24 protein-coding genes are annotated in these 22,975 nt (G+C 40.5%); 3 read left to right on the top strand and 21 right to left on the bottom strand.

The features are described 5' to 3' along the window. Nucleotides 1-206: 206 nt before the first annotated feature. The 14 genes from SLH55_RS21340 to groES form a co-directional block, all read right to left on the bottom strand. The gene (locus SLH55_RS21340; RefSeq protein ID WP_219165780.1) at nt 207-860 is read right to left on the bottom strand and encodes a hypothetical protein; all 654 of its coding nucleotides are present in this window, start codon (nt 858-860) and stop codon (nt 207-209) included. Between the two features lie 432 nt (nt 861-1,292). Beyond that, entirely contained in the window at nt 1,293-1,862 is a 570-nt protein-coding gene (locus SLH55_RS21335; RefSeq protein ID WP_219165779.1) for a hypothetical protein, read from the bottom strand. Next, nucleotides 1,855-3,573: a hypothetical protein gene (locus SLH55_RS21330; protein ID WP_320324416.1), complete on the bottom strand. Its 1,719-nt coding sequence runs from the start codon at nt 3,571-3,573 to the stop codon at nt 1,855-1,857. Before SLH55_RS21330 ends, SLH55_RS21335 begins: the two co-directional genes overlap by 8 nt. An 18-nt stretch (nt 3,574-3,591) precedes the next feature. Then, nucleotides 3,592-4,977 (bottom strand): VWA domain-containing protein, encoded by a 1,386-nt coding sequence (locus SLH55_RS21325; RefSeq protein WP_219165777.1) that lies wholly within the window; start codon nt 4,975-4,977, stop codon nt 3,592-3,594. Further along, a complete protein-coding gene (locus SLH55_RS21320; RefSeq protein ID WP_219165776.1) occupies nt 4,977-5,186 on the bottom strand; it encodes a hypothetical protein in 210 nt (69 codons plus the stop codon). Before SLH55_RS21320 ends, SLH55_RS21325 begins: the two co-directional genes overlap by 1 nt. Before the next feature lie 36 nt (nt 5,187-5,222). After that, entirely contained in the window at nt 5,223-6,155 is a 933-nt protein-coding gene (locus SLH55_RS21315) for a type II secretion system F family protein (protein ID WP_219165775.1), read from the bottom strand. Between the two features lie 4 nt (nt 6,156-6,159). Further along, nucleotides 6,160-7,086: a type II secretion system F family protein gene (locus SLH55_RS21310; RefSeq protein WP_219165774.1), complete on the bottom strand. Its 927-nt coding sequence runs from the start codon at nt 7,084-7,086 to the stop codon at nt 6,160-6,162. Further along, on the bottom strand, nt 7,083-8,432 hold the full coding sequence (locus SLH55_RS21305) for a CpaF family protein (protein WP_226677663.1): 1,350 nt from the start codon (nt 8,430-8,432) through the stop codon (nt 7,083-7,085). The genes SLH55_RS21310 and SLH55_RS21305 overlap by 4 nt, the downstream gene beginning before the upstream one ends. 13 nt (nt 8,433-8,445) lie before the next feature. Continuing rightward, entirely contained in the window at nt 8,446-9,600 is a 1,155-nt protein-coding gene (locus tag SLH55_RS21300) for an AAA family ATPase (protein ID WP_219165773.1), read from the bottom strand. Next, nucleotides 9,584-10,363, bottom strand: a complete 780-nt coding sequence (locus SLH55_RS21295; RefSeq protein WP_219165772.1) for a flagella basal body P-ring formation protein FlgA — start codon at nt 10,361-10,363, stop codon at nt 9,584-9,586. Before SLH55_RS21295 ends, SLH55_RS21300 begins: the two co-directional genes overlap by 17 nt. A gap of 613 nt (nt 10,364-10,976) precedes the next feature. Then, a complete protein-coding gene (locus SLH55_RS21290; RefSeq protein ID WP_219165771.1) occupies nt 10,977-12,164 on the bottom strand; it encodes an alanyl-tRNA editing protein in 1,188 nt (395 codons plus the stop codon). 64 nt (nt 12,165-12,228) lie between these two features. Then, a complete protein-coding gene (locus tag SLH55_RS21285; protein WP_219165770.1) occupies nt 12,229-12,381 on the bottom strand; it encodes a hypothetical protein in 153 nt (50 codons plus the stop codon). Between the two features lie 336 nt (nt 12,382-12,717). Next, on the bottom strand, nt 12,718-14,352 hold the full coding sequence (gene groL, locus SLH55_RS21280; protein ID WP_034766062.1) for a chaperonin GroEL: 1,635 nt from the start codon (nt 14,350-14,352) through the stop codon (nt 12,718-12,720). Between the two features lie 56 nt (nt 14,353-14,408). Then, entirely contained in the window at nt 14,409-14,696 is a 288-nt protein-coding gene (groES, locus tag SLH55_RS21275) for a co-chaperone GroES (protein WP_034766060.1), read from the bottom strand. A 293-nt stretch (nt 14,697-14,989) separates the two neighbouring features. On the opposite strand from groES, the gene SLH55_RS21270 reads away from it, so the two are divergent. Both SLH55_RS21270 and SLH55_RS21265 read left to right on the top strand, forming a co-directional pair. Beyond that, entirely contained in the window at nt 14,990-15,733 is a 744-nt protein-coding gene (locus tag SLH55_RS21270; RefSeq protein ID WP_219165769.1) for a CPBP family intramembrane glutamic endopeptidase, read from the top strand. Further along, nucleotides 15,730-15,939 carry a YdiK family protein gene (locus SLH55_RS21265; RefSeq protein WP_219165768.1) on the top strand — a complete coding sequence of 70 codons (210 nt, stop codon included), beginning with the start codon at nt 15,730-15,732 and terminating at the stop codon, nt 15,937-15,939. Before SLH55_RS21270 ends, SLH55_RS21265 begins: the two co-directional genes overlap by 4 nt. A 15-nt stretch (nt 15,940-15,954) precedes the next feature. On the opposite strand, the gene tatC is transcribed toward SLH55_RS21265, so the two are convergent. Genes tatC through SLH55_RS21250 form a run of 3 tightly spaced genes read right to left on the bottom strand, consistent with a single transcriptional unit; the run spans nt 15,955 to nt 17,646 of the window. Then, on the bottom strand, nt 15,955-16,728 hold the full coding sequence (gene tatC / locus SLH55_RS21260) for a twin-arginine translocase subunit TatC (protein ID WP_219165767.1): 774 nt from the start codon (nt 16,726-16,728) through the stop codon (nt 15,955-15,957). Between the two features lie 15 nt (nt 16,729-16,743). Then, a complete protein-coding gene (locus SLH55_RS21255; protein WP_044340658.1) occupies nt 16,744-16,914 on the bottom strand; it encodes a twin-arginine translocase TatA/TatE family subunit in 171 nt (56 codons plus the stop codon). Between the two features lie 54 nt (nt 16,915-16,968). Further along, entirely contained in the window at nt 16,969-17,646 is a 678-nt protein-coding gene (locus SLH55_RS21250; RefSeq protein ID WP_201717022.1) for a redox-sensing transcriptional repressor Rex, read from the bottom strand. Nucleotides 17,647-17,836: 190 nt separating this feature from the next. Here SLH55_RS21250 and SLH55_RS21245 point away from each other — a divergent pair, with 190 nt between their 5' ends. Next, nucleotides 17,837-19,777, top strand: coding sequence for an ABC-F family ATP-binding cassette domain-containing protein (locus SLH55_RS21245; RefSeq protein WP_219165766.1), 1,941 nt, complete (start codon nt 17,837-17,839; stop codon nt 19,775-19,777). Nucleotides 19,778-20,127: 350 nt separating this feature from the next. On the opposite strand, the gene tsaD is transcribed toward SLH55_RS21245, so the two are convergent. The 4 genes from tsaD to tsaE are packed head-to-tail and all read right to left on the bottom strand — an operon-like array spanning nt 20,128 to nt 22,748. Next, entirely contained in the window at nt 20,128-21,144 is a 1,017-nt protein-coding gene (gene tsaD, locus SLH55_RS21240) for a tRNA (adenosine(37)-N6)-threonylcarbamoyltransferase complex transferase subunit TsaD (RefSeq protein WP_219165765.1), read from the bottom strand. Continuing rightward, the gene (gene rimI, locus SLH55_RS21235; RefSeq protein ID WP_257474857.1) at nt 21,141-21,578 is read right to left on the bottom strand and encodes a ribosomal protein S18-alanine N-acetyltransferase; all 438 of its coding nucleotides are present in this window, start codon (nt 21,576-21,578) and stop codon (nt 21,141-21,143) included. The genes tsaD and rimI overlap by 4 nt, the downstream gene beginning before the upstream one ends. Nucleotides 21,579-21,594: 16 nt before the next feature. After that, a complete protein-coding gene (tsaB, locus tag SLH55_RS21230) occupies nt 21,595-22,296 on the bottom strand; it encodes a tRNA (adenosine(37)-N6)-threonylcarbamoyltransferase complex dimerization subunit type 1 TsaB (RefSeq protein WP_219165764.1) in 702 nt (233 codons plus the stop codon). Then, a complete protein-coding gene (gene tsaE, locus SLH55_RS21225) occupies nt 22,293-22,748 on the bottom strand; it encodes a tRNA (adenosine(37)-N6)-threonylcarbamoyltransferase complex ATPase subunit type 1 TsaE (RefSeq protein WP_219165763.1) in 456 nt (151 codons plus the stop codon). Before tsaE ends, tsaB begins: the two co-directional genes overlap by 4 nt. Nucleotides 22,749-22,975: the final 227 nt, after the last annotated feature.

Here is a 22,975-nt window from a genome sequence, read left to right as displayed (position 1 = left end):
AGATACAATTGTAAATACCAAGAAAAATTTCCACCATCCATGAGGTATGAAATTTTTAGAAGTGAGTTGAGAAAACGACTTTTTTCTTGAAATAAACCAATAAGCATAATAAACACCAAATGTAAGTATGGATATTGGAATAAGGAAGAATAAGTTTGATTTCTTAAATATCATTGTTTTATCAGCCATTCATTTTCTCCCTCTTTTTATATTGTTGTATTGCTTTTATGATATTTCACCGCTAAGTAGATGTATATTAATGGAGAAAATATAGTGAAAATCAACACTTTTAATGTTAAATAAACTATTAAACTGTTCTCCATTTTATCGACAAATAAAGTGAGTAAAAACCACAGCAAAATATTTATTGAAATGACGAGTATCAAATCTCCTAACAGACCTATATTCTCATTTTTCATTACCGACCACGCATTTTTTATTTTATTGATCAATGGGATATCATCTGTAGCAAACAGTGGGAATACAATTAAAAATGATAAAGAAATTAAGGTAGGAATCAGTATTAAGGGTGATCCCACGACCATAATTATAAATGCAATGATTGTGACTATTAATATTAAAAAAAAGTTATCCAAGAAACTTTGTAATGAATCTTTAATACTATACTCTTCATCATTTAGGTAATTCTTAGCCACTACAACAAATGGAGGGAATAAAATGGTGAAGTTAATTAACACCATACACATTGAATAAAGGTTCGGTGTCATCAAATAATCCGCAGTTAAGAAATATATGACGAAAGACTGAATCAAATAACTTACTGGCAGTACCACCGCCAAACTTAAAAGGAAAATCTTTACCAAATTTTGATTAAATATATAAAACGTTTCTTTAAGCATATTTTTCACCTTTTCGTTCTATTACCTTTAAGTAAACTGTAGATATTACGAGTGCAAAAATAGAACTTAACACCATATTACGATTCACTAAATCTGGTGATTCCAAAATATAAAACTCAAACACATATGTCCCTGCCAAGTAATTTAGAAAGTTAAATGTGACCGTTGAGATATAGCAAGAAAAATATGGAGTATCCGGATTGAATTTTGGAGCTGTCCAACCAATTAGTAGGTGACTAATTACAAACAATAAAATAAATAGCAAGTTCATATTACTTAAATCAAAGATACCAAATAAAAATCCGATTACCACATTTACTAATAAGGGGTAACTTATGGTCTTTAAAATTCCATTAATATTAACCAAAAAACCACTTCTTTCTAAAGAAAGTTTCTAGGCCATACATAAGATATTATGACCTAGAAATTATCTTAAATATCTTTTGGGTGCTTTAAAAACGCAGGGAGAGTAATTTGTAATAGAGCTGATAAAAAATATAATACCAACCCATATGAAATATTTTTATTAAAATCATTTGCATTCCCGATAATGATAAACATTGGACCAACCGTTATGCAGATAAAGACTACAATATGAAAAGCAATGCTAAACTTATTTTCAAACGTCTTTGAAAAGGCTTGAAAAATATTCTCCTTTAAGAGATGTGTAATGATAAAGCTTCCTATCCAAATTCCTAATAAGAAAAACCATATGGAATTTTCTTCTTGCCAGAAGTATTTAATAAGTGGCTGGGCAAACAAAAAGGAAAGACTGAAAACTAAACAATAGCTTTGGATAGAGAAATATCTCACTTTAAGTTCCACTATTCTCCAAGAAACCACAATTATGATGACTAATATGCTAGAAACAATACTGTTCATAATGAATTGTGGAGTATACCATTCTGGCAGAGCACTAAATAAGAAAGTAACAATTATTATAGAAACCGTAACATGTATGATCCTGCTTTCTTTAAAAGAAAGGTTGTTCGTTTCATCCAAAAATACCACCCAATCCTGACTTCAGTTTATCTCCTAATTCGCCGACCTTGCTTCCAATTTTTTTCGCTGAATTTCCAACAAAATCATATGCTTTCTTATATCCCGACCGAATACCGCGTCTTAGCGCCTTTCCTGGTCTGGATTGCATAAAGAAATAAGAACCTACACCCACTCCGATACCAGCTACTGCACCAATTGCTGTGCCTAACCCTGGAACAATAGAACCCCCTACAGCACCTGTTGCAGCTGATCCTACAATTGAACCAACCAGTGTGGTTCCAGCACCTATTGTCAGATCTGTTGAAAGGTCAGCATAAAAATCAGAAGTATTGAACATACTCTTTTTGGCACCGACTGTATAATCTATTAGGGTTTGACCAGTTGTAAGTACAAAATTTACCGGAGCACTCCCCTTAATCAGTTGCATAGGCTTTAATACCTTTGTATTAAAAGTCCAATTGGATACATATTTGGGCTTCATCCAACCCTTTTTTTGAATTTCTTCTGTCTTTTTATAAAAAGGTATCCATTTATCCCTTATACTTTTTTTAAGGTTAGAAGTAAATCCATTTAACTTTTTTCCGTCTAGGAATTCATTCCTTCTGAAATTATTAAAGTTTTTCTTCCCATTATTAATACTATCATTGTCATTGAATCGATCAAGGAACCATTGTGTAACTTTGTTACCAGTCTTGCGATCCCCTTTCAATTTCCAATTTTTCGTCCCGTCTTTGACAAATTTGTAACCAGCTTTATGAGCAACTAATCCCTGAACAATATCATCTGCTGCGAATAACATATCAGTTCCCCATCTTTTCGCAGCTTTAATCCATGCTAAACTTGACGATAGTTTTTCATCAAGAGTTTCAACGCCCTTTACTGACTTACCATTCCCGTCTACATCTCCACCTTCTGTTGATTTACCATCTCCATCTACGTCTCCGCCTTCTACTGATTTACCATCTCCATCTACGTCTCCGCCTTCTACTGATTTGCCATCTCCATCTACGTCTCCGCCTTCTACTGATTTGCCATCTCCATCTACGTCTCCGCCTTCTACTGATTTGCCATCTCCATCTACGTCTCCGCCTTCTACTGATTTGCCATCTCCATCTACGTCTCCGCCTTCTACTGATTTGCCATCTCCATCTACGTCTCCGCCTTCTACTGATTTACCATTTCCATCTACGTCCCCACCTTCTACTGATTTACCATTTCCGTCTACATCTCCGCCTTCTATTGATTTACCGTTTCCGCCTACATCTCCGCCTTCTATTGATTTACCGTTTCCGTCTACATCTCCGCCTTCTACTGATTTGCCTGAATTAGGAGGAGTCCCTGGAGTAATCGGTCCTCCAGTAGTAAAACTCTCTCCTCCAAATACAAAGTTTGGAACAGGTGGTGGAGCGTTTGGAATTATGAAAGTACCGTTATTTAAAGGGAAATTTTCTAAGATTGGTTTTCCCGAATTCGAAACTTGACCTCCATTATATGACTCCCCGGGCTTGATCGCTTGGCCTGGTTTGAACACATCACCAGGAACAAGGAATTCACCACCGCTTATTGCTTCACCTGGAGTGATTGCTTGACCTGGTTTGATGGATTCTCCTGGGGTTATAAATGTACCGGCGGCCATACTCACTACAGGGAATACATTCCAAAATAATATCGTGAACGTTAACATCAGACTGAAAACTCTGGTTATATTCAACTCATTCTCACCCCAGTCTTATTGAGTGTTAATTTGATATTTTTCTTCAAGTGCTTCTTTGGCCTCGAGATAGCTTTGTTGGTTAATTTTCTTTAATTCATCATTAAAGTTATTAATCTCGGAATCTATCCAACTGTGATATTCATTGTTCTTCTTTTCAATATACTCACGTGATTCCTTACTCATTAAATTCTTTTGTTGTAAGGTGTAGATCAGGAGATTAATCTGGTCTTTTTCTTTGAGAGACTTAGACTCCTCCTCAGCAATATAATTGAAGATTTCCAGGTTATTTTGCACCTCTTTAAGCTCTATCGATTTTTCTCCTTTTTCTTTCCACTTTTTCCATGCCTCTGCAATATTATTTATTTTTTCAAGCTCTGTTTTGAGACCAGCTTGGTCTTCAACATTAGAATAAATACCATTAGTCTCATCCGCAATATCCTTTAGCTGTCTCTGACCTTCCCCATCTACATTAAAACCAATCACATTTATTATTGGAGTCAAGTCCGAATTATAAAGTTCTTTAGCAGCTTCTACTGGGTCTTGGTCACATGTTTCAATTCCATCACTTACTAAATAAACAATATTAGTATTTTTATCTCCATTAAAACTGGACAAATCGTTTTTAGCATCATTTAAGGCTAGGCTTATTGGCGTCCACCCAGTTGGTTTAACTTTGTCGAGTGATTGATTAAACTTTGTAGAATCGTAATTATCTATTGGATATAAGATATCCGAGCTTTTGCAAGACAACTCCTTATCAGAATCAGCATTGCTACCCTTATGTCCATATACTCTCAGACCTACTTTAGTTCCCTCAGGCAAATTCTTTACAAATTGTGTGATTTCTTCTTTTGCTGCTTTCATCTTTGTTTGGCCACCAGCGTCTTGAGCCATGCTCCCAGACGCATCAAGGATCACTTCAACATTCAAATTCTCTTTGAACTGATATCTTGGATCTTCTATTTCTGGATTACCAAAGGATTGAAATTTAAGCTGTTTTATCAAGCTATCTGGCCCATTAAAGTCTCTCTGGACACGTTTCAATAGCTCTTGATAATAGTAATCCAATTCTTTTTCACTTGGATCATTTTTTATCTCCGGCAGATCTTTGAACCTTTCTACTGCCTTTTCTTTATCTTCAGAAGTAGATAATGGAATATAATTCGAATCTTTTCCAACGGGTTTATTCTCCAGTTCGCTATATGTAGAAGGTAAAGGTTCGACTTGAACCTCTACCTCCTTTTCATTTACTTCCTTATCTTTATCGACTTTAGATGTTTCTTGAGGGGGTTCCCCTTGTTGATTTGCTTTTTCTTTTCCTTCTTTACTCTCGTTACCACAACCGATAATAAATAGTGATAAAACTATTATTATACTTAATAAACTTTTTATGGATTTCATTATTCTCCTACCATCTTGCCGATTTTGGAGAATATTTTACTAATAATTGATGATACGCTATCCTTGTTATCACTCACAGCCGTCGATACAATACCCAATACTAAAATCAATAAAGCCGCTAATCCTAACCACTCTAACGATTGAGCTCCTCTTTCATTTTTCACCGGTGTAGTAAATTTCACGTAAAGTTCTGTTAGTTTGTTCATCATGTTTTTTTCTCTCCTTAAAGTTGGTTTTAATTTTATTTACTGAAACATTTGTAAAATGTTTCGGTTTTCACTAAACATATTTATAATCATCAAGCCGCCAATCAGAATTAGTGCAGATGGCAAAACTAGAAATGTGGTAATCAGCGTTACTTTTGGAGAGGCTTTGGCAGCCTTCTCTTTAATCATTTCTTTCTTGATTTTCCTCATTTCTTCGGCTTGTAATTTGAATGTCTTTGATATTGGAACTCCGAGTCTTTCGCCTTGTATTAATGACTTTAAGAGTAATTGAAATTCTCTACTATCGTTTCGTTCTAACAAGGTGTTATATGCTTCCCCTCTCGGAACGCCTACACTTAACTCCTGAATGAAGCGCCCGAACTCTTCCCTGATGGGTCCTTCAAAGTAGGGGACGATATCCCTTAAGGCTTGATCCAACCCTACCCCTGCTTGAAGAGTGACGCTCATGGTGTCGAGAAAGTCTGGAAGTTGAAAGGACAAGTCTTCTTGTCGTTTTTTGGCTTTTCCATTTAACCATAGAATGGCTCCTCCATACCCTGCAAGTGGATAGATAATCACCGCAATCTGCGAGAATGGTAGTCTTAAGAGAAAGCAAATCCCTCCTACAATAAATCCAATTACGAGAAAGAACATCTTTAACCCTTGAAATCGTTGAACCGTAAGTCCATAAGGGTGCCCGGCTTTAATCAGCAACTTCTGTATGTCGTGATCTTCGCTGAAGAAGTTCACCCTTTGTCCAATACCGGAAAAATCATCTGCATACTCAAAAAGTTTACTGAGTATTTTTTCTTTTCTCGTAATTTTCTTTTCAAAAGAATTATAAATATACGTTTTTTCTTCTATTTCCTTCTTTAGATCATTTTTATAAATAATATATGTGTAAAAACTTCTCAGGCTTAAACCCAAAAACAACAAGGTTAACACTAGAAATATGACAATTAAACCATCCATCGTCTCACACCCTAATATTGGTTACTTTTTTAACTAGGATAAAAGTTAATAAAGTACCACCTATGAATAATAGCAACAGGATGACACCAAGACCTGTGAACAAAGGATCTAAGAATCCGTCGATTATATTGTTCATCATCAGAACCAGGAAAATTGGAATGACCGGAACGATATAGGCAACATAACGTTGTTCTGCTGTCATCGTTTTAATTTCTTGCATTAAGATCTTCCGCTCTTCCAACGTTTGGCCCATCTCATCCAAAACAGAGAATAAATTACCTCCGGCTTTTTTCTGAATGAGAATTGTAGCAACGAATAGTTTGAATTCACGGTTGTCAACGCGCTTTTCCATCGATCGAATGGCTGTGTTAAAATCAATCCCCAATGAAATTTCCTGCGCTAATCGTTTGAATTCCCCTTTAGCTGGTTCATTTACTTCCTGGGCTACAAGCTGTACTCCCTGATTCAACGTCATCCCCGATCTGGTTGCATTTGCAAGCAAGCGGCAAATTTCAGGTAATTGTTCAACCAGTCGTTGTTTCAATTTGTTTTTCCTCAATAGAAAGAGAAGTCTTTTTCCCCCTTCCAAGAAAAGGAGAGACACAAAGATACTGATTAGAAAGCTAAGACTGAAAAAGTTCTTCAGCATAATGACGATTCCCATAAAAGCCACAAATTGTGCACCAAAGTATTCAGACGGAGTAAGGGGAATATTTGACTCCCTTAGTTTCTCAAAAATAGGTTTCGCCGTTTCTGTTCGGTCAAACTTATCTCCTAAGAGGACGATATAACTTTTTCTTTTTTCTCCATTACTATAAAAATCGTTTACTTGCTTTTTCCATTCTCTTTTTTCCTTGCGGTAATCCAAATAGAAGCTTATGGAAATAATGAATAGAAGAGCCGAGAGAGTCGCTATGGCAGCAGATATCAAGTGCTCACCTCCTCAAAAACAGGTGTGAAGGCGGATTCGGAAATGTTATTCCCAAACACCTTCAGTCGTTCCAGGCACTTAGGTACATATCCTGTGGCCGTATAATGGCCTTCTATGGACCCATCTTTTTTCATACCCGTTCTTTTAAACGTAAAGATTTCTTTCATTTCATGACGACCATCAGAGTGTTTTATAACTTCCGATATCGAGATGATCTTCCTTGTACCATCAGTCAATCGTGTTGCTTGAATGATGATATCCAAGGCACCTACAATATATTCCCTAACAATATGGGACGGGAGATCCATTCCTGCCATTACAACCATGGCTTCTACACGCCTCAATGCATCTTCAGGTGAGTTGGCATGCACTGTCGTAATAGAACCTTCATGACCCGTATTCATGGCTTGAAGCATATCAAAAGCTTCTCCACTACGAACTTCCCCAACGATGATGCGGTCAGGTCTCATACGCAAAGCGTTTTTCACCAGATTACGAATCGTAACCTCGCCTCGACCTTCGACATTTTCAGGTCTTGCTTCCATCCCGACAACGTTGGGTCGATCGAGTCTAAGTTCTGCTGAATCCTCTATCGTTATAACCCTTTCACCATAAGGGATAGACGCAGCAATGACATTCAAGATCGTTGTCTTCCCAGAACCGGTACCGCCTGAGATCAACGTGTTAAGTTTGGATTTTACAACCGCCTCTAAAAAGTGGGCCATATGAGAATTCAATGAGTTGAAGTTTAATAGATCTTCCATTTTAAATGGTTCTGCTCTGAATTTCCTGATTGACACCAAGGTACCGTTTAAGCTAATCGGAGAGATAACCGCATTCACACGGCTTCCATCAGGAAGTCTGGCGTCTACCATTGGTGAACTTTCATCAATCCGTCTTCCTAATGGTGCAACGATTCGATCTACCACATGCCGTACATGCTCATCATCACGGAACTTAATGTTACTAACTTCTAACTTCCCTAATCTTTCGACATAAATTTCTTCATACCCATTAATCAGGATTTCCGTGACGGTCTCATCATTAATAAGTGGCTCCAACGGTCCAAATCCCACTGCTTCATCAAGAATTCTAGAGATCAATAACTCCTTATCATGTCGAGATATAATTACTCTCTCCTCCGACATGAATTGCGATACCAATTGTTCAATCTTTAATCTCATTTCCCCTTGAGTTAATTGGGTAAGGGCTTCTAAATTCGTATCTCTAAGAAGTCTTGCTTTATAGTGTTCAACAAGGTCGTCAACTAAATGATTTTCATATTCATATGTTGTCGGCCGATTTTTCTTCATTTTTTCTTTTCGTTTATCGAATAGGGACGACAATCTTTATTCCCTCCTATTTCAAGACTGCCATAGTGAATTTTCTTACATCCTTTGCAAAAGGAATCAACCTTTTCTCCTTAGGTGATTTCCGCACCGGTTCACCCTTATTAATATAAGTTTGCAGTCCTTTAAGATCTCTCCTTATGGACGCCGATATTGGAAATCTAAGAATGTCCTTTAAGTCACTCTGCTGCAGTTCGTTTTCTTTGGAAATCTCATTTAGAACAATTTCCAATCGAGATTGAAGATCTATCCCTAAGCGGGTACATAATTCTTCATAATGCTTAAGGACTTTCAAAGATGAAGTTTCCGGATATAGAACGTAATAAATCTTGTCTGACTCTTCCATCGCCGTGACAATTAAATTATTGACGTCAGATGGTAAATCGATGATGACATAATCAAATGACCTTCTACATGTTCTAAGAAGTTTAGCGATGAATTGTTCATCTAATGTTTCCCCTACTTCTGCATCGCATGGACTTACTAATATTTCTAATTGGGAATGCGTTTCGGTTTGAGAAACATTCCTTACATGGCTTTCATTCAGCTCTTCAATGACTGGCGTCAAATCAGCTATAGATCGATTCGTTTCAATCGACATCATCGTTTCAATACCGCCATACTGCAGATTGAAATCAATAAGGATAACTTCTGCAGCCGACTCAAGCTTGAGCGTTTGGGCAAAAGTAGAAGATATGATTGACTTCCCACTTCCTCCCTTTCCGCTGTAAAACGAATAGATTTGTCCACGTCCCTTTCCAAAGACCACTGTACTCTCTTCTTGACTGCTCTTTTTCATTTCATAATTCTTCTTAATTGTTGGGAACCTACTAAGGAACAATGACATCTCATCCGGCAATACGAAGAAGTCTTCTGCACCAGCTTTTGAAATGTTTCGTAATATAGTAAAATCTGAATCTCTTGCTAAAAAAATGATATAAGTGGAAGGATTAACTGATTTAATGTATTGGATCAGCTCGACTGAATTATCATTATTTGATTGGACAAATACGATCATATCTCTTGGTTGTCTATTTACTTCCCTTACTGTATCTTCTGCGGGTATGACAGAAACTCTACTATCCTCTTGATCAAGGGTGTTTAAGACTTGATTGGTCACTACGTCATCTTCACTTACTAGTAGAATATCAAGATTCTTTTCCATTTGATGCGTCTCCTTGATTTGATTCTTTTGGTTTGTTTTGTTCAGCTGGCTTTTGATCTGATGTCTTTTCTTTTGTAGTCTGTGCAGGTTGTTCTTTCTTTTCGGTTTCCGCGGACTTTTCAGGTTTTTCTTGTTCAGCTGGAGGTCCTTCCATTTTCCCTACATTAGCTTTTAAAATTCGTATATGCTCCGCGTAGTTTTGCATATGTATTAACTTGGGTGCCTTTTCTTCCGGAACCTCGACCGCAACTCCAGCGAAATTCTTTTCATCTCCCTCAGCATATGAGACTGGTACATCCTTCATAAATAGCTCCGTCTTTCTTTCACCATTCACTTCAGTGGAAACAATGATATCGATTCTATCCAGAGCTTCTATTACCTGGTCGAATTGAACCTTATCATTCCGATAAATGGCAACTAATCTATTGTTTTCGTTATTTAAATTTGAAACAGGTTTAATCATATTTTCAGTGATAATATCACCGGCTTTAAGGGGGACCACTGATACCCGGTTCTCCAATTGAAGTTTCCCTGTAATATGTGATTTTGTAACGAATTTATTAGGTATTTCCATTACATCGATCTGATTTTCTTTTATAGGCGTTCTTGACGGAATATCACTTTTTGCCACATAAACCTTTGTCATGCCACCCAACTCAGAATTTAGATCTTTCACTTTGTCGTATACCAAGTAGCCTGCACCGACGGCTAATAGAAATGCTAAAAACAAAAATATAAATGCCCTTTTTTTGGACTCAATCATCTCCAATGTCACTCCATTACAAGGTTGTTTAGTTACTATTAATTGTTGATTACTCTTTTGCAGGTAGTTAAATATCTAGGTTCTTTATTCATCCCCCACTTCTAGTTGTATCTACGAACCAAAAGACAAAACAATGTCACATTTCCCTCAAAATGATTCGTTAGTATGAGGTTTGAAGAAAATGGAATTAATTCTATCCTTATTTACCACGAATTTCATGTTTAAAAACTTTTCATTGTAAAATCCTGATACTTTTTTTCTATATAATAATTATCACTGGTAACCGGGAACGTCAATCCGACAAAGGTTTTGTCGAATTTTGTCTGTTATCATTGGACTATTTTATAAAATTTTCCATAGGTAAAAATAGGTATTTTGTATAGTTACGAAAGGATTACTTCACTTTTATCAACAGAGGATTTGAATTTTATAGTGGTAATTTTTAGGTGTTTTATTACAAGTATTAAAATTGGTAGGTAATTGGAATCATTTGTGAATGAGGTGTGACTGCACCATGGGATTTTTATGTTGTTCGAATTTTCCAAATTCAGATAATATCAGCCATATAATTGAAAAAGCCACCCGGTCACGCCGGATGGCTCATTCATCTTCTCTATAGTTCGTTTACCAGTTTTTCAAGTAAATCTTCCTTACTCATAACTGCCTCTCCACCGCCTTGAACAAACGATTCTTTCCCGCCCCCTTTTCCATTGATGAGCGGGAAAACTTTTTGTGCGACTTCTCTTAAGTCAATCGTCTGGAGAGACCCCTTCGCCACTACGAGCTGAAGCTTTTGATCATTATGCACGACCAGCATCACAATCGCATCTTCTCTCTTAGAGACGATATGCTGGGCGATCTTCTGGAGTTCCTGGATCGGCCGGTCACTGTAAGCTTTTTGAATGAGTGTATAGTCATCTTTTGGGATTCCGAGTAATCCTTCCGCTTCATATGTAAGCAGGACTTCTTTCAATCCTTCGAGTGCTTTTTCCTGCTCTTTTTGTTTGGCGATCAGTTGCTCGGCGGTCAGTACCATCGTTTCTTCTGGTACCTGGAGTATACTTGTGAGCTCTTTCAGCAGTCCATGCTTCCGGTGCAGTTGATGGAGGACCCTGTCACCGCAGATAAATTGCAGGCGGATATGGCCTTTGTGCTTTTCCCAATCAAGGATCTTGATGGCTCCGACTTCACTCGTGGAACGTGGATGGGTTCCACCGCAACCGTTATAGTCGAAGTCCGGGATGATGACGAGACGGATTTCATCCGTGACGGATGGCTGTTTGCGCAGCGGATAGTCGGACAGTTCCGCTTCCGTCAACCACTTCGTCTCGACCGGACGCGCTTCCCTTATGATTTGGTTGGCGAGTTCTTCTGCTTTCAGTGCGTCCGAGTTACTAATATCACTTACGTTTAAGTCGATGGTGAGGAACTCTTTCCCGAGATGAAAGCTGATCGTCTCGTATTGGAATGCTTCTGCAAATGCAGCCGACAGGATATGCTGACCGGCGTGCTGCTGCATATGGTCGAATCGGCGTTTCCAATCGATCTGTCCCTCGACAATACCTGAAATATCTTCAAACGGTTCTTCTATGTAATGACGGATCTCTCCGTTCACTTCTTCTACATTGATAATTCGCTTATCCTGTAATGTACCTGTATCATGGGGCTGGCCGCCGCCTGTTGGATAGAAAGTCGTCTTTTCTAATACGACGTACCAGCCTGACTCATCCTCCTGCTGTTCTTGAATGGATGTTTGAAATCTTTTCATATAGGCATCTTGATAGTATTGTTTGACTGTCATCGTTAACCCTCTTTCTGAACTGTTCTATCCATACTTTATCATAAGAAGGTTGGATGGAACCACGTCAGTCCCTTGGCTTCTTTTCAATGGATATCGAGACCGTCCCGACCTGCTCCCACGGAATCTCCCATCGCCTTTCGAATTCTTCTTTTGCCATTTTGTCTCCTTCAATGACCCGCTCTACCAGTGTCCTGAGTTTCATCGTTGTGTAGTCCATATTATCACCTGCTTTTGTTTAGTTAAAAAGTAGAAGTCACACGGAGTATACGTAAAGTATTTCGATAGGGATGTGTTTTTATCATACTTTTTACCTATATGGTGATTTTGTAAACGTTTGGACTCTCTTGGGATGAGAAAAAGTGGTCACTCCGGTTGGAATGACCACTTTGAGTACTTTACATAGTCTAACATCAGTATTTATTTTCAAAAACAGGTTTTAAACCCCAACGAATCCTATCTCATAAAAAAAAGAAGCCCCCCAAAAGTTCACCGAACTCCTGAGAAGCCTCTCTTTATTCACCTTAATGTCATCCAAGGGAATGGCGATGATGAATTACATCATGCCGCCCATTCCACCCATACCGCCCATACCGGACATATCCGGCATGCCGCCGCCTTCTTCAGGAATGTCCGCTACTACTGCTTCAGTAGTTAGGAACATTGCTGCTACAGACGCTGCGTTTTGCAGTGCAGAACGAGTTACTTTGGTTGGATCTACGATACCTTTTTCGATCATGTTGACCCACTCACCAGTAGCTGCGTTGAATCCAACGCCTACTTCTTCCTTCTTCAGACGTTCTACGATGATAGAACCTTCGAGTCCAGCGTTGTGAGCGATCTGACGGATCGGCTCTTCTAGAGCGCGTAGCACGATGTTGATACCAGTTGCTACATCTGCATCCGCTTCGATTGATGCTACTTTGTTGTATACGTTCACGAGTGCCGTACCACCACCGGATACGATACCTTCTTCTACTGCTGCACGAGTAGAGTTCAGGGCGTCTTCGATGCGTAGTTTACGCTCTTTAAGCTCGGTTTCAGTTGCAGCTCCAACTTTCACGACTGCTACTCCACCTGCAAGCTTAGCAAGGCGCTCTTGTAATTTTTCCTTGTCGAACTCAGAAGTAGACTCTTCTAATTGAGCACGGATTTGGTTTACGCGAGCTGCGATTTTTTCTGGATCTCCAGAGCCTTCTACGACAGTCGTGTTTTCTTTCGTTACGACTACTTTCGCAGCGCGGCCAAGTTGAGTGATGTTTGCAGATTTAAGGTCTAAGCCTAGATCTTCTGTGATCACTTCTCCACCAGTTAGAACCGCTAAGTCTTCAAGCATGGCTTTACGACGGTCACCAAAGCCAGGAGCTTTAACAGCTACAGCGTTGAATGTTCCGCGAAGTTTGTTCACAACAAGCGTTGCAAGAGCTTCACCTTCAACATCTTCTGCTACCATTAGTAATGGCTTACCTTGTTGTACAACTTGCTCAAGGACAGGAAGTACTTCCTGGATGTTACCGATTTTCTTGTCAGTGATTAAGATGTATGGATTTTCTAAGACAGCTTCCATTTTATCTGAATCAGTGACCATGTATGGAGATGCATATCCGCGGTCGAACTGCATTCCTTCTACTACGTCAAGTTCTGTAGTGAACCCTTTAGATTCTTCGATTGTGATAACGCCGTCGTTTCCAACGCGCTCCATTGCTTCTGCAATCAGTTGACCGACTTCTTCGTCAGCAGCTGAGATGGCTGCAACTTGAGCGATGGAATCTTTGCCTTCGATCGGCTTGGAGATCACTTTTAATTCTTCGATAGCAGCTTGAACCGCTTTTTCGATTCCTTTACGGACGCCGACAGGGTTCGCACCAGCTGTTACGTTTTTAAGACCTTCACGGATCATTGCTTGAGCAAGGACCGTTGCAGTCGTTGTACCGTCACCGGCGATTTCGTTTGTTTTGCTTGCTACTTCAGCAACCAGTTTCGCACCCATGTTTTCGAATGCATCTTCTAGTTCAATTTCTTTCGCAATGGTTACACCGTCATTTGTGATAAGTGGTGAACCGAATTTCTTCTCAAGCACCACGTTACGTCCTTTTGGTCCAAGAGTTACTTTTACTGCATTTGCTAATTGATCGACACCGCGAAGCATGGAACGGCGTGCTTCTTCGCTGAATTTAATATCTTTAGCCATTGATAAAGTCCTCCTCTTATTTAAATAATGTATGGTTTACGTTTACGGAAATTTAATTATTCGCCAACTACAGCCAGAATATCGCTATCGCGAAGGATCAGGTATTCTGTGCCTTGGTATTTCACTTCTGTACCAGCGTATTTAGAGAAAATGATCCGATCGCCGACAGCTACCTCAAGAGCAACGCGCTCACCGTTGTCTAGAATGCGACCAGTACCTACAGCCATCACTTTACCTTCTTGTGGCTTTTCCTTTGCGGAATCCGGTAGCACAATACCGCTTGCTGTTTTTTCTTCTGACTCAACTAGCTCGATAACGACGCGATCACCTAGTGGTTTTAACAAGTGAAACAACCTCCTTGAAATATGTAAATGATATTTATTAGCACTCGCACTCTGTGAGTGCTAACACAACTATTATATTAATTAATTCGTTTTCATTTTGCAAGACTCCTGCTTAAAATTTTTTTCGTCATATTTCTCTTTTTTTCACACCCTCCTATCCTATGCCCCCCGTTCCCCATATATTCCAGGACGAATGAAACCCTTAGATTTGAACAGTTCCGCTTTTCTTAGTAGAATTGTACAGGAGTAACTAGGTTGATCGTTATCTTACAGGTGCAAAAGGAGATCAAACGTTGAAAAAACATTTTGGATTTATCTTAATTGCCTATATCGTCATGCAGCTTTCAAGCATTGTCGGGGTACCCCTTTTATATAAGATCGGTGTCGACGTCCTCGGTAAACCCGATGAGACGGTACGGAGCCTTGTCCCTGGATACTGGCTTGTCATCAGCTTCACGCTGACCCTTCTCATTGTGGGAGGCATCCTCAGGAAAAGCGAAACAAGTACCCGGCTTGAACGGAGTGCTCCCATGGGTGCCGGTCGTTCGATTGTTTGGGCGGTTCTCGGGATCTTCATGGCATTCATCGCTCAATCGGTTGCGATACAAGTTGAATATGCACTGGGAATTCAAATGGGATCTGAAAATACGCAGATGATCATCGGCATCATTGAAAAAGTGCCGTTATCCATGCTGGTCGCGGCCATCATCGGACCTATATTGGAAGAGATCGTATTCAGGAAGATCATTTTCGGCGTGCTTTACGAGAAGATGCATTTCTTCTTTGCCGCTCTGATCAGCTCGGTCATTTTCGCTCTAGCCCATTTCGAGCCGGAGCATGTGATCCTTTATTCCGCGATGGGCTTCACATTCGCCTTCCTTTATGTAAAAACGAAGCGGATCCTGGTGCCAATATTTGCCCACGTTGCCATGAATACAACGGTCGTTCTAATGCAATCTATCTATAAGGACGAAATCGAGAAAATGATGAACGAAGCTGAAAAAATACAAGGATTTATTGGAGGATTATTTCTATGAGGAGATCACCATTATTCTCAGGAGTGATCTATCTCCTTCTCGGTGTGCTCTTCACATACTTTGCTGTACAAAATGTACAGAATGATGAAGGTTGGGGATTTTTCACGTACATGCTCATCTTTCTTGCGACCCTGGACTTCGGTTCCGGGCTACGGATGATCATGTTGCATTTCAAGATCAAAAAACAAATAAAGAACAAAAAATAAGGATTGATCATTTGATCAATCCTTATTTATATTCTCGAACTGTTCCATTTCAAGCTTCTGCTCCGCTTCCAGCACCTTTTTGTATCCGATCTTGGAGATCCATATACTGATTTCATATAGAAGCAGCAAAGGAACCGTCACCATCATATGGGATACGATATCAGGCGGTGTAATGAAGGCCGCAACGACCAACAGGATGAAGTAAGCGACTTTCCTCATTTGGGCCAGCAGCATCGGCGTGACAATTCCCAAACGGGTCAGGAATAGCATGATGACCGGTAGCTGAAACAAAAATCCAAATGGGATCGTAATTTGAAACAGGAAATGAAAGTATTCATTTATTCCTATGACTTGCTCGATATTCAGATTGGTTGATAACCCCATCATGAATTTCACGACGTACGGAAACAAAATAAAATATGAAAATGACAATCCACCTAAGAAAAGCAAAAGAGAAATCGGTATGTAGCTGAGCGTCACCTTTCTCTCTCTCTCATATAGACCCGGACTAATGAATGACCACACTTGGTATAAAATGATGGGTGATGTCATGATGATGGCAATGAACATGATCATTTCCATATAGATTTTGAGAGGGTCTGTGATCCGAAAGGCGTTCATGGTCAGCTCTTTCGCCTCATCGGCGTGCTGCAAATATCGAATTAACGGTTCCGCAAGAAAGAAACTCACGATAACCGCCAACAAGAAGAAAACGACTACAAACATGAGTCGTTTCTGCAATTCTCCTATATGTTCATAGACTGTCATGTCTCTTTGACTTTGACTCATGGCGTTCATCCTACCCTACTTAGCTTTTTTGCTGTTGTCGTCCTCATCATCTGCTAAGCCCTTTGTTGCATTCTTGAATTCGCGTAATGTATTCCCAGCCGCTTTTCCTAACTCGGGCAATTTCTTCGGTCCAAAGATCAGTAAAGCCACAACGGTTATTAGTACGATACTACCTGCACCTAACATAATGAGACACCTCCTCTTTTACCATTCTATCATAACGTAAATATGAAGAATTTTCTATTCTGTTATGATTCCATCTTGTGACATTTCCGTGTCATCCTCTGAGTAATGCTTCAAGAAATAAACGAGTGACTGAAGCTCGACAGCCAAGTCGATATGATGGACGCGGATATGATCCGGTACCGTCAATCTCGCAGGAGTGAAATTCAGGATCCCTTTAATATTAGAAGAAACCAATCGGTCTGTGATATTTTGAGCAGAAGATGCCGGCACCGTCAAGATCGCTACTTCAATATCATGCCCTACAAGCTTCTCTTCTAAATCATTTAAATGAAAAACAGGTACATCACTGATTTGCGTCCCGACCTTATTTTCATCCACTTCAAATGCCATCTCGATCTTCGTATTATTATTTTTGATGAAATTATAATGAAGAAACGCTGTACCCAGGTTCCCCACCCCGATCAGAACAACCTTCGTAAGGGCATCTTGATCTAACGTCTTTCGGAAAAAGGATAGTAGGTAATTGACATTATAGCCATATCCCTTCTTCCCCAATGCCCCAAAGTACGAAAAGTCTCTGCGGATGGTGGCAGAATCAACCTTCACCGCTTCACTTAATTCCTTTGATGACACCCTCTGCTTACCGGATGAGTACAGGTTCTTGATAAAACGATAGTATAACGGAAGGCGCTTGGCCGTTGCCTGTGGAATTTTCGTTGTATCCTGGTTCATATTGTATTCCCCCACATCTTTTCAAAACCTCTGATACCGCTTCCAAAATAGAAAGCACACAGTATTAATAAACTCTACTACTCATCATACACTATATTTTATCCTAAGTGTACGAAGATTAATAGGTGTTTTATTGCCGTTCCCCTCTCGAATACGGTACACTAGCACTATGAAATAGAGGTGAAACGTCATGATTCTTCTACAAGTGAATCAATTAACGAAAAACTTTGGTGCAGATAATATCCTATCAAATATTAAACTTGAAATACAGACAAGAGATCGCGTCGCCCTTGTTGGACGTAACGGAGCCGGGAAGTCGACGCTTCTAAAAATAATCGCAGGTCATCTTTCCTATGATGCGGGTGAGATTACAAAGCCAAAAGGTGTCTCCATCGGATACTTGGCACAGAACACTGGCTTGGAGTCGGATTTATCGATTTGGTCCGAAATGTTGACCGTCTTCGAAGAATTGCGCCGTCAGGAAACCCAATTACGAGCATTGGAGCAGCAGATGGCAGATCCATCTGTATATGAAGCCGAAGAAGTCTATCAACGGGTATTAAAAGAATATGATGAACTTCAGATCCGCTTCAAAGATTCAGGAGGTTATCAATATGAAGCCGATATCCGTTCCGTCCTTCACGGATTGAACTTTGCCGATTTCGATTATGAAACCAAGATATCCACTTTGAGCGGTGGTCAGAAAACCCGACTTGCTCTCGGTAAGCTTCTACTCACCAAGCCTGACATCCTCATCCTTGATGAACCGACCAACCACTTGGATATCGAAACATTATCATGGCTCGAGACCTATCTGCAAAGCTATGCAGGTGCGGTCCTGATCGTTTCCCATGATCGCTATTTCTTAGACAGCGTCGTCAATCAAGTATATGAGATTTCCCGGAACCGGAGCAAGAAATACCTGGGGAACTACAGCAGATACCTTGAACAAAAAGCAGAAGACTACGAAAAAGATCTGAAAATGTTCGAGCGCCAGCAGCAGGAAGTCGCAAAGCTTGAAGACTTCATCCAACGGAATATTGCACGGGCCTCCACCACAAAGATGGCACAGAGCCGCCGGAAGAAATTAGAGCGCATGGATATGATGGACCGTCCCCTCGGGGATGAGAAATCCGCCAACTTCGCGTTTCAGATCGACCGCCCAAGCGGAAATGATGTTCTCCACGTCCAGGATCTTACCATCGGATATGGGGAGAGTGAGACCATTTCCTCCCATATTGACTTTTCTGTCAAAAAAGGGGACAGCATCGCACTCGTCGGCCCGAACGGAGTCGGCAAATCGACACTGTTAAAAACATTGGTGAATAAGCTTCAGCCTTTGGACGGTGCATTTAAATTCGGATCCAATGTGTCCATCAGTTACTACGACCAGGAACAAGCCGAACTCTCATCCAACAAGACGGTCTTGAATGAACTGTGGGACGAATACCCGATGAAGATGGAGAAAGAGATCCGTACGGTACTCGGCAACTTCCTCTTCTCCGGGGAAGATGTCCTGAAGCCCGTATCGACATTAAGCGGTGGAGAAAAAGCCCGTTTAGCCCTCTCCAAGCTAATGATGGAAAAAGGGAACGTCCTTATACTCGATGAACCGACTAACCATCTGGATTTAGACAGTAAGGAAGTGCTGGAGAATGCCCTGATCGACTATCCAGGGACCATCCTCTTCGTTTCCCATGACCGTTATTTCATCAACCGCATTGCCACCAAGGTCGTGGAATTATCCAAGCAGGGATCAACCGAATACCTTGGTGATTATGATTATTATGTCGAGAAGTTACAGCAACAGGAAGAGCTTGCAGCACTTGAAAGTTTGGAACAAGGTAAAACAGCTCTATCTCAAAGTACGACTCAAAAACAAACCCATAAGATTGATAAAGAAGCGAAAAAACTCGAACGTCAACGAAAGCGCAGAGTAGAGGAAATCGAAGACCTTATGGAAACCCTTGAAACAACCATACAGGAAAAAGAAGACCTTCTCTGTGATCCGGAAATCTTTCAAGATCACGAGAAAGTGCAGGACATCAATGAATCACTCACAAAAGCAAAAGAAGAACTGGATTCTTTACTAGAAGAATGGACAGAACTTGAAGAACTGCTAGGACAGTAATCCACAGGATTGGGGATAAGTACTACTCCCCAATCCTTTCTTATTCCACATAATTATCCACAACCAAAACACGTATGAACCGTTATTCATATCACTTTTCCACAATATCCACAAGAATAACCTTATTTATCCACAGCAAAAACCCAATAAATGGAAGTTTGTTCTACGGTTTTTTCACATGCTGTACACATTTTTTAATAAGTTACTAACAACTTATCCACAATCTGTTGATAAAACGTATGTTCGTTCACATTCATCGGAGATTCTGTAGATTACTCACACGATATCAACAGACGTGGATATCCGAAACGAAAAAAAGCTTGAACGAAATCTTCGCTCAAGCCTTACCTTTAAAAACTCTCGATATCAAGTCCAGGGTGAGCATTCATATCCATGCTTCCCCTTTTGCCTTGTTCAAATAATATCGTCCCGGCTGCCGCAATCATGGCGGCATTATCTGTACATAAGGATAACGGCGGGATGATCAACTCCGCATCCATTCCTTCAAATGCTTCTTGTAATGCAGCACGCAATCCTTTATTAGCCGCCACTCCTCCGGCCAGGAGTACTTGCTCCACTTCATGTTCCTTTACTGCTTTTAAGGTTTTGGTCACTAACACATCAATTACACTGGCTTGAAAGCTTGCTGCCAAATCCTGTGGAGGAATATTTATCCCTTTTTGTTTCGCATTGTGTAAAGTGTTGATAACGGCTGATTTAAGCCCACTGAAGCTGAAATCATAAGATCCTTCCTCAAGCCATGCCCGTGGAAGATCAATACTTGGTTCGCCCTCATGTGCCAAACGGTCGATATGTGGACCACCCGGATACGGAAGACCCAAGGTACGGGCTACCTTATCATAAGCTTCTCCAGCTGCATCATCACGTGTTTCACCGATGACCTCAAAGGAACCGTGCTCTTTCATGAGAATAAGCTCAGTATGTCCTCCTGAAACGACCAGGGAAAGGAGTGGGAATTCCATCTCTTTCAATAGACGATTTGCATAGATATGCCCTGCAATATGATGAACTCCGACTAATGGTTTATTATGGGCAAACGCAAGTGCTTTGGCCGCATTGACACCAATTAAAAGCGCACCTACTAACCCCGGCCCCTCAGTCACAGCAACACAATCAATATTGTCCATGGTCATCCCGGCTTGTTCCAGAGCTTCCTCCAGTACAAATGTAACTTGCTCCACATGATGGCGTGACGCAATTTCAGGTACCACGCCACCAAATCGCTTATGACTTTCAATCTGAGACGAAACAATATTCGTCACAATTTCTGTTCCATTTTTAATAATCGCAACGGCTGTTTCATCGCAGCTTGTTTCGATTCCCAATACAAATATATCCTTCTTCATAAGTTCACCCACATTACTAAAGCATCCTCTTGATTGTCCGAATAGTATCGTTTACGGATCCCGCCATCCTGAAAGCCGAGCTTCCGATATAAATGCTGGGCAGGTGCGTTTGAGATCCTGACCTCTAGCGTCATCACCCGGGCGCCAAATTCAATGGCGATTCCCATAATCTTGCGCATGAGAGCTTCTCCCATGCCCTGTCCCCGATAATCTGGTAAAACGGCCACATTTGTGATATGTGCCTCATCCACGACGAGCCATACCCCACAATAGCCTGCAAGCCTGTCCCCATCCTCCGCCACAAGATAACTGGACAAATGATTGTGTTCAAGCTCATTCAAGAAAGCGTCCCGGCTCCAAGGAATGCTAAAAGATTGATTTTCAATTTCCATTACATCATCTAAATCATCGACTGTCATAAATCGTATATCCATGTCGTAACGATCCTTATCATTTATTGAGATTTTTTTGAGACTCCAGCCACTTCACTTCGGCTTCTGCCATCCTAATATAATTAGGGAGCACTTCATGAGCCGTCGTTTCTTTAAGACCCATTCCAATATAAGCAAGCTCGGACGGGCGTGGATTATGACTGACAAACGGAGCGATTCTCGCCTGTTTTCCCAGTACTTCCTGAATCTTATTTTCATGCAGGGAGACATCATTCCCGACGAATAATATATCTTTATCCAACTCTTTTAACTTTATGACCCATTCCTCAAGCATCACATTTCGATCCTCTTCCTTGCAAACAAGTTGGTCTCCTTGAAACTCATAGAGTCCTGTATATACCTGTCCTCTTCTTGCATCAAACAAAGGAACAATATATCCTGAAAAGTACCTTCCGGATGAAGCCAGTGTGGCGAGGCTTGAAACCGGTATAAGAGGGATACTCAATGACCATGCAAGAGTCTTGGCCAATGTGACTCCAATCCGTACGCCCGTATAGGAACCTGGACCGTTTGCAACGACGATCTTCGTTAGCTCCTTAGCCTCTATCCCACAGTCTTTCAATAACTGCTCGATGGCAGGCATCGCTCTTACAGAATGATTTTTTTTAATATAGGTAATGTACTCTCCAATTACTCTGTCCTCCTGAATGAGGGCAACCCCAAACGGATAATTGGATGTATCTATTGCTAATATCGTCATGACACAATCTCCTTACACAATTCACTATATCGGGCTCCATATGGCTTCAACACGATCCTTCTCTTAGAATCGCCTTCACGGTATATCGACAGACTCAACAACTCTTCCGGAAGTTGATCCTGTATGAGATGCGCCCACTCGACGACCGTCACACCTTCTCCTTCAAAGTATTCGTCGAATCCCAGATCTTCAAAGGAATCATCAAGCCTGTATACATCCATATGATAAAGAGGCAAATGCCCCTTATATTCTTTAATGATAGTAAAGGTGGGACTGTTCACGGTTTTCGTGACACCAAGACCCTTCGCAAGACCTTTCGTAAACGTTGTCTTCCCCGCTCCAAGGTCACCTTCCAATGTTAATACAGCCCCTGGCTCTAATAGTGCTGCCAGCTTCTCTGCAAAGCGGCCTGTTTCTTCCGGGCTGTTTGTTAAAACCTCGAACTGATTCATGTTAATCTCCTCAATCATCATTTAGAGTATAAAAAAACCTTAGGATCGTTTGTTACCCTAAGGGAGAATGTATATATGTAGTTTACCCTTTTTGGGGTATGAGAGTAAAGGTTCTGAAAAAAGACAATAAAAAAAACGAAACAATGTTTCGTTTGAATGAACAGAAATGGCGGTCCGGACGGGACTCGAACCCGCGACCTCCTGCGTGACAGGCAGGCATTCTAACC

Source organism: Rossellomorea sp. YZS02, from assembly GCF_033963925.1.
Taxonomy (GTDB): domain Bacteria; phylum Bacillota; class Bacilli; order Bacillales; family Bacillaceae_B; genus Rossellomorea.
This window is presented reverse-complemented; position numbering and strand designations above follow the sequence as displayed.